The organism is Veillonella sp. ACP1 (assembly GCF_000286635.1).
In the GTDB taxonomy this organism is placed as follows: domain Bacteria; phylum Bacillota; class Negativicutes; order Veillonellales; family Veillonellaceae; genus Veillonella; species Veillonella atypica.
On record NZ_ALKL01000008.1, the window covers coordinates 22,239 to 30,419 of the forward strand.

7 protein-coding genes are annotated in these 8,181 nt (G+C 40.6%); all 7 read left to right on the forward strand.

What is annotated here, in order from left to right; translation table 11 throughout:
* Positions 1 to 481: 481 nt before the first annotated feature.
* Positions 482 to 2,152: a dihydroxy-acid dehydratase gene (ilvD, locus tag HMPREF1151_RS02695; RefSeq protein WP_005380366.1), complete on the forward strand. Its 1,671-nt coding sequence runs from the start codon at positions 482 to 484 to the stop codon at positions 2,150 to 2,152.
* A gap of 47 nt (positions 2,153 to 2,199) precedes the next feature.
* Positions 2,200 to 3,423 carry a threonine ammonia-lyase gene (gene ilvA, locus HMPREF1151_RS02700; RefSeq protein ID WP_005380340.1) on the forward strand — a complete coding sequence of 408 codons (1,224 nt, stop codon included), beginning with the start codon at positions 2,200 to 2,202 and terminating at the stop codon, positions 3,421 to 3,423.
* An 18-nt stretch (positions 3,424 to 3,441) separates the two neighbouring features.
* Positions 3,442 to 5,151, forward strand: a complete 1,710-nt coding sequence (ilvB, locus tag HMPREF1151_RS02705) for a biosynthetic-type acetolactate synthase large subunit (RefSeq protein WP_005380370.1) — start codon at positions 3,442 to 3,444, stop codon at positions 5,149 to 5,151.
* Positions 5,152 to 5,640 (forward strand): acetolactate synthase small subunit, encoded by a 489-nt coding sequence (gene ilvN, locus HMPREF1151_RS02710; RefSeq protein ID WP_005375704.1) that lies wholly within the window; start codon positions 5,152 to 5,154, stop codon positions 5,638 to 5,640.
* Positions 5,641 to 5,651: 11 nt separating this feature from the next.
* Positions 5,652 to 6,437, forward strand: coding sequence for an ABC transporter ATP-binding protein (locus HMPREF1151_RS02715; protein WP_005375714.1), 786 nt, complete (start codon positions 5,652 to 5,654; stop codon positions 6,435 to 6,437).
* Positions 6,438 to 6,578: 141 nt separating this feature from the next.
* Positions 6,579 to 7,586: a ketol-acid reductoisomerase gene (gene ilvC / locus HMPREF1151_RS02720; protein WP_005375687.1), complete on the forward strand. Its 1,008-nt coding sequence runs from the start codon at positions 6,579 to 6,581 to the stop codon at positions 7,584 to 7,586.
* Positions 7,587 to 7,800: 214 nt separating this feature from the next.
* Positions 7,801 to 8,181: IS200/IS605 family transposase (gene tnpA, locus HMPREF1151_RS02725; RefSeq protein WP_038141190.1), on the forward strand; the 381-nt coding region annotated here is incomplete at its 3' end.

Below are 8,181 nucleotides of genomic sequence, written 5' to 3' on the forward strand. Positions count from 1 at the left end.
TGTATATCCAATATTGGTGCATAAACATATATGGATATAGCTATTGGGTATGGTGAACTTCATAAAAAAAATATAATAAATCTATAGAATATTTATTGCATGACACTATAGAACGTGTTATTATAGGTTTATCGTTACAGATTATTTTAGGAGGAAACATGTTCGGTTTAGTCATTAGCTTGTTGATTATCGCGCTGGTCGTGATTATTAAAAACATTCGAATTATGAACAACAACTTAACACGTTTTTGTCTTAAAAGTTCCGCGAATGGTTTAATATACAATCAATAAGATTTGACTATAGTGTTTCTTATTTGTATGTATTCCATGGGGTACATAGGTTTTTATGTATGTATTTAGGAATTCTGTAAACAAAAGGAATATCATTTGTAAACTTTTAAGACGGTTCTTTGGAATCGTCTTTTTTTATTCATTGTGAAAGCCGTCCAAGTGGATACTTTCAAAAAAGTGAGGAGAATATCATGAGTTGTAGAAGTGACAATTTAAAAACAGGCGTAGCACGTGCACCACACAGATCTTTATTAAAAGCACTCGGTTTTGTAGACGAAGAATTAGGTAGACCGGTCATTGGTATTGCCAATTCCTTCAATGAAATCATTCCTGGTCATGTGGGCTTGAAAAATATTGTACAAGCCGTAAAAGACGGTATCCGCAACGCAGGTGGTGTGCCAATCGAGTTCAATACAATTGGTATTTGTGACGGCTTGGCGATGAACCACATCGGTATGAAATACTCCTTGGTAACTCGTAATATCATCGCTGATTCCATCGAAGCAACAGCTATGGCAACACCATTTGATGCTATGGTATTCATTCCAAACTGCGATAAAGTAGTACCTGGTATGTTGATAGCTGCAGCTCGTCTAAACATTCCATCCGTATTCGTATCCGGTGGTGCTATGCTTGCAGGCGTACACAATGGCAAAAAAATCGGTTTGTCTGATGTATTCGAAGCAGTAGGTAAACATCAAACTGGTGAAATGGGTGATGCTGAGTTAGCTGAAATCGAAAATACCGCATGTCCTACATGTGGTTCTTGCTCTGGTATGTACACAGCTAATACAATGAACTGCTTAACAGAAGCTCTTGGTATGGGCCTTCCTGGTAATGGTACAATTCCAGCAGTATACTCTGAACGTTTACGTCTTGCTAAATTAGCAGGTATGCAAGCAGTAGAGGTATTGAAAGCAAACCTTCGTCCTAAAGACATTATGACACGCGAAGCCTTTGAAAATGCAGTAGCTCTAGATATGGCTTTGGGTGGTTCCTCTAATACAGCACTTCATTTGCCAGCTATCGCTCACGAAGCAGGTGTACCATTGTCCTTGGACGACTTTGATCGCATTGCACAAAACACACCTCAATTGTCCAAACTTTCTCCATCTGGTAAATACTTCATCGAAGACTTATATGCTGCAGGCGGCGTATCTGCTGTGTTGAAACGTTTAGCAGAAAATGGTCGTTTGCATACAGATTGCAAAACTGTAGCTCTTAAAACACAAGGTGAAATTGCAACAGCAGCTCATGTTGTGGATGAAGATGTTATCCATCCATGGAATAATCCTGTTCATGAAACAGGTGGTATTGCCGTTCTTAAAGGTAACCTTGCTGTAGACGGTTCCGTTGTAAAAGCAGGTGCCGTAGATGATGATATGCTCGTTCACTCTGGCCCAGCAAAGGTATTCAACAGCGAAGAAGAAGCTGTTGAAGCTATTACAGGCGGTAAAATCGTAAAAGGTGATGTGGTAGTTATCCGCTACGAAGGCCCTAAAGGTGGTCCTGGTATGCGTGAAATGTTGACACCAACATCTATGATCGCAGGTATGGGTCTTGATAAAGACGTAGCATTGTTGACTGACGGTCGTTTCTCTGGTGCTACTCGTGGTGCATCCATTGGTCACGTATCTCCAGAAGCAGCAGCTGGTGGTACAATCGCCGTTGTTGAAGATGGTGATATCATCAACATCGATATTCCAAACGGCAAATTGGAATTAGCTGTATCTGACGATGAAATCGCTCGCCGTAAAGCAGCATTGAAACCATTCAAATCCAATGTAACTGGATACCTTAAAAAATACGCCCTTCACGTATCCTCTGCAGCACAAGGTGCTATTGAAGTATTTGAAGACTAATCTTAATAGTAATATATTTTATACCAATCTTTAATAAAGGAGTATTAATGCGTAAGTTATATGATTTTATGGAGGCTCGCGAACGGTTAACCACGATTACCGTGAAAACTAAATTGCTTCATAGTGATGTGTTTTCAGACGAGTGTGGCAATGATGTATATATCAAGCCAGAAAACTTGCAAATAACAGGCTCCTTTAAGGTGCGTGGAGCATACAATAAAATTGCAAAATTGACAGAAGAGGAAAAGGCCCGCGGTGTTATTGCCGCATCTGCAGGAAACCACGCACAAGGTGTAGCACTTGCAGCTAAACGCCTCGGCATTAAAGCCACAATCGTCATGCCAAAACATACACCTCTCATAAAGGTGAATGCTACAAAACAATATGGGGCTGAGGTTGTACTACATGGTGAGATTTATGATGAAGCTTACCAAAAGGCGATGGAGCTCCAACAAGAAAACGGCTATGTGTTTGTTCATCCTTTCGATGATGAAGATGTCATCGAAGGGCAAGGTACAATTGCTCTTGAAGTATTAGCAGAACTACCTGATGCGGATGTATTACTGGTACCTGTTGGGGGCGGCGGCATTGTATCTGGCATTGCAGCGGCTGCTAAATTAAAAAATCCTCGCATCAAAGTTATTGGTGTAGAACCAGAAGGGGCAGCCAGTGCTTTGGCAGCATTAAAGGCCGATCATCCTGTACCACTCGACGAAGTGGCTACCATTGCTGATGGTACGGCGGTACGTCAAATTGGTGAAACTACACTTGAATATATTAAGAAATACGTAGATGAAATAATTACAGTTTCAGACTACGAATTGATGGAAGCATTCTTGTTGCTCGTTGAAAAACATAAATTAGTAGCAGAAAATTCAGGTATCTTACCATTAGCAGGGCTTAAAAAGCTAGACTGCCGAGATAAAAAGGTGGTAGCTATTGTCAGCGGTGGTAATATCGACGTACTTACCATTTCCTCTATGATTAATAAAGGTCTCGTAGTCCGTGGTCGGATCTTCACCTTCTCTGTAAATCTTCCGGATAAACCAGGTCAATTGGTTGCGGTATCTCAAATGCTTGCTGAGGCGGATGCAAATGTAATTAAGCTCGATCATAATCAGTTTAAAAACCTTGACCGTTTCCATGAAGTGGAATTACAAGTAACGGTTGAAACCAATGGGGAAGAGCACATCCAAAGCATTATTGATACTTTTAAAAATAATGGTTACATTATTCAACGTTTAAATTCCAGCGAGATTCTATCAGAATAGCTGGTTGAAAGGGTTCCTATGAGCGCAGAAACAATCAATGGGGCACGCATTGTCCTAGAAACATTGCATCGCCTTGGTGTAACTGATATGTTCGGCTATCCAGGTGGCGCAGTCATTCCAATTTATGATGAAATTTATAGCTTCCCTGAAATTAAACACTATTTCGTACGTCATGAACAAGGTGCAGCCCATGCAGCAGATGGTTATGCACGCGTATCCGGTCGTGTAGGCGTATGCCTTGCTACGTCTGGACCTGGTGCAACAAACCTTGTAACAGGCATTATGACGGCTTATATGGACTCAGTGCCGATGGTAGCTATTACTGGACAGGTAGGTCGTCCGTTTATCGGTAAGGATTCCTTCCAAGAGGCGGATATCCAAGGTATTACAATGCCGATTACTAAGCATAACTATCTAGTTCAAGATATTCACGATTTGCCTCGCATTATCAAGGAAGCGTACTTCATCGCTGGTACAGGTCGTCCTGGCCCTGTATTAATCGATATTCCAAAGGATATTCAAACAGAAAAAATATCTATGGCGGAATACAATAAATTATACGAGGTACCTATTCATCTTGAAGGGTATGATCCAACATACAAAGGCCATCAAGGGCAAATTAAAAAAGCGGCAACCCTTATCAAGAATGCAAAGCGTCCACTTATCATTGCTGGTGCTGGCGTATTGAAATCAGGCGCTATGGATGAACTTAAGGAGTTAGCTGAAAAGGCTCAAATTCCTGTGACTAATACGCTGGTTGGTCTTGGTGGTTTCCCTGGAGACCACGAATTAGCACTTGGCATGGTAGGGATGCATGGATCTGTAGCGGCTAATAACTGTACAGAGGAGGCCGACCTTGTTATAGCGGCAGGCATTCGATTCCATGACCGCATTACAGGTCATCCTGATTTCTTCTGTAAAAAAGCAAAGATCATTCATATCGATATCGACCCAGCTGAAATCGATAAGAATGTTACTATCAACGTACCTATTGTAGGTGATTTAAAACGAGTATTAACCGAACTTAATGCATTAGTTGAACCTGTTACTCATGAGACGTGGATTGAACAAATCCGCGAGTGGCAAAAGGAATATCCTATGGTGGTTCCTGAGTCTACAAATGGTGAGTTACATGCACAATATGTATTATCTGAGCTTAATAAAATCGCTAATGATGATGCCATCATTGTAACTGATGTTGGGCAACATCAAATGTGGTCAGCTCAATTCTTAACTCATAAAAAGCCACATACTATTGTTACCTCTGGTGGCGCTGGTACAATGGGCTATGGCTTGCCAGCGGCTATTGGTGCACAAGTAGGGGCACCTGAGAAACAAGTTATCCTCGTAGTTGGTGATGGCGGTTTCCAAATGACTTGTGAAGAGCTCATGATGGTTCGCCAGTACAATTTACCAATTAAAATTGTGATCATCAATAATGGATATCTTGGCATGGTTCGTCAATGGCAACAAATCTTTAATGATCGTCGCTATTCCTATGTAGATTTGGAAATAAGTCCAAACTTCTTGAAATTAGCTGATGCATTTGATTTGAAAGCAGCTCGTCTCGATACGGTAGAAGCTTTCAATAAAGATTTCCAATCTTATATTACCTCTGACGAAAGCATCGTCTTGGATTGTCGTGTTGAACGAGAAGACAATGTATTGCCGATGATTCCAGCAGGTGGCACTGTAAGCGGTATGATGGGTAAGAAAGGGGTGCTATAAATGGCTAAAGAACATCAAGTCTTAATCATTGCAAAAAATGCGCCAGGTATTGGTACACGTATTTTGGCACTCTTTAACCGCCGTGGTTTTAACGTTACAAAAATGACCTCTGGTATTACAAATCAGCCAGGTTATGCGCGTATTACCATTACTGTTGAAGCGGATGACCGCATCCTCGATCAAGTGCAAAAACAAATCTACAAGCTAATCGATGTTGTTAAGGTTAAAGTTTTTGACGATCATGATGTAGTCTGCCGTGAATTAATGCTTATCAAGGTGAAAGCAACAGCTACAACACGATCTCAAATTGTTCAAATTGCCGACGTATATCGCGGTAATGTACTAGACATTTCTCCTACGTCTATGATTATTGAGGTTATCGGCAGCGTAGAAAAATTACGCGGTTTCATCCAAATTATGGAAACCTATGGTATTCTTGAAATTGCCAAAACAGGTATCACTGCTATGAGCCGTGGAGAAAAAATGTAGGAGATGATAGTGTGGAGAATGAATTGCTCCATTATGAGAATATCTGCTTTCGACGCGATGGCAGACATATCTTAGATAATGTAAATTGGCATATAGAAAAAGGTGAAAACTGGGCTCTTTTAGGGCTTAATGGGGCTGGTAAATCGACGCTTCTCAGCATGATTCCAGCCTACCAAATTCCAACGACAGGCACCTTGCGTGTCTTCGGTCATGAATTTGGGAAATACGCATGGCCTAAGATTAAATCGAGATTAGGTTTTGTCAGCTCTGCTCTTGGGCAATTTCAATCTACCTTGGATAAACAAGTCGTCGAGGACGTGGTTATATCCGGTGCTTTTAGTAGTATCGGTATATACCAAGATGTATCACCAGAGGTGCGAGAGCGGGGGATGCAATTATTTTATGAGTTTGGCCTAGGTCACTTAGAAGGTCATTGCTTTTATACATTGTCTGCTGGTGAACAGCGACGTGTATTGTTGGCGAGATCCATTATGGCGAATCCAGATTTACTGATCTTAGATGAGCCTTGCTCTGGTCTAGACCTGCCGGCGCGTGAAAGGTTTTTACGTACCGTATCTACGCTAGTAGAGGAGCAGAAGACACCAATTATTTATGTGTCACATCAAATTGAAGAGATACTACCAGCCATTACACATGTAGCTATTTTGCGAGAGGGCAAGATGGTACATGCGGGGTTGAAACATACAGTATTAACCGATGAGAATCTATCTGATGTATTTGGAATTCCCGTGCAGGTTGTATGGAAGGATGATCGCCCTTGGGTGATTGTGCGGTAGTTATCAATTTTATTTATCAGAGGTCAAGAATTTGGCTTGCTGATACTAAATTAATGTACGCCACATCTTGCAAATTTTTGTTAGATTGTGTACAATATAAATAGTCTATATTCTATTGAATATGTTTGGAGGTTGTCTAATATGGCAGGTAAAATTTTAGGTACAACAGTTTACTATGATGAAGATTGTAATTTAAGTAAATTGGAAGGCAAAAAAATTACAGTTTTAGGTTACGGTTCCCAAGGTCATGCTCATGCATTGAACTTGAAAGAAAACGGTTTTGACGTAACTATCGGTCTTCGCGCTGGTTCCAAAAGCTGGGCAGTAGCTGAAGAGGCAGGTCTTCCTGTAAAAGAAACTGCAGAAGCAGTTAAAGGCGCTGACATCGTTATGGTATTGATTCCAGACGAATTACAAGCAGACGTTTATGCAAAAGATATCGCTCCTAACTTGAAACAAGGTGCATACTTAGCATTCGCTCACGGCTTCAACATTCACTTCGGTAAAATCGTTCCTCGCGAAGATATCAACGTATTCATGGTAGCACCTAAAGGTCCTGGCCACTTAGTACGTCGTACATACCAAGAAGGCTCCGGCGTTCCTTGCTTGTACGCAGTAGAAAAAGACCCATCTGGCGATACTGAAGAAGTAGCATTAGCTTGGACCTCTGGTATCGGTGGTGGCCGTGCAGGTATCTTGGAAACTAACTTCAAATCCGAAACAGAAACTGACTTGTTCGGTGAACAAGCTGTATTGTGCGGTGGTTTGACTGCATTGATTCAAACTGGTTTCGAAGTATTAACAGAAGCTGGTTATGAACCTGTAAACGCTTACTTCGAATGCTTGCATGAAATGAAATTGATCGTAGACCTTATCTACGAAGGTGGTTTCCAAAAAATGCGTAACTCCATTTCTAACACAGCAGAATATGGTGATTACTATGCAGGCCCTCGCGTAATTACTCCAGAAACTAAAGAAGCTATGAAACAAATCTTGGCTGACATTCAATCTGGTAAATTCGCTGATGAATTCTTGGCTGATTCCAAAAATGGTCAAAAATTCCTTAAAGAACATCGCGAAGCAGCAGCTGTTCATCCAATCGAACCAGTTGGTGCAGAACTTCGCAACTTGATGAGCTGGTTGAAATAAGAGATTGCATTAGTAATTTCTTAATAAGCATAGGCTTACTGAAAGCGACCCCATTTGGGGTCGCTTTTTTATTGTACGCCGAATAGGCATGACTAAACCCCCAGTTAAACTGGGGGTCGGTAAAAAATTCTTAGAGAAAAGGAAAGAACCTCCTAGTGGTAAAATGAAGTTGGTCTGGCAACCACAACATTTCAACATAGGAGGTTCAATGTCAATGAATGACGTAAAAAGCTTATCACATAGTAAATGGAGATGTAAATATCATATTGTTTTTGCACCAAAGTATAGAAGGCAAATAATTTATGGACGGATAAAAGCTGATGTAGGTAAAATTTTAAGAGATTTATGTAATAGAAAAAATGTAGAGATTATAGAGGCAGAATGCTGTCCGGATCATATTCATATGTTAGTAACTATTCCACCACATTTAAGTGTATCAAGTTTTATGGGATATTTAAAAAGCAAAAGTAGCCTCATGATATTCGATAAACACGCAAATTTAAAATATAAGTATGGAAATAGACATTTCTGGTGTAGAGGATATTATGTGGATACAGTGGGAAGATACGAAGGAGCGATAAAAGAGTATATTCGC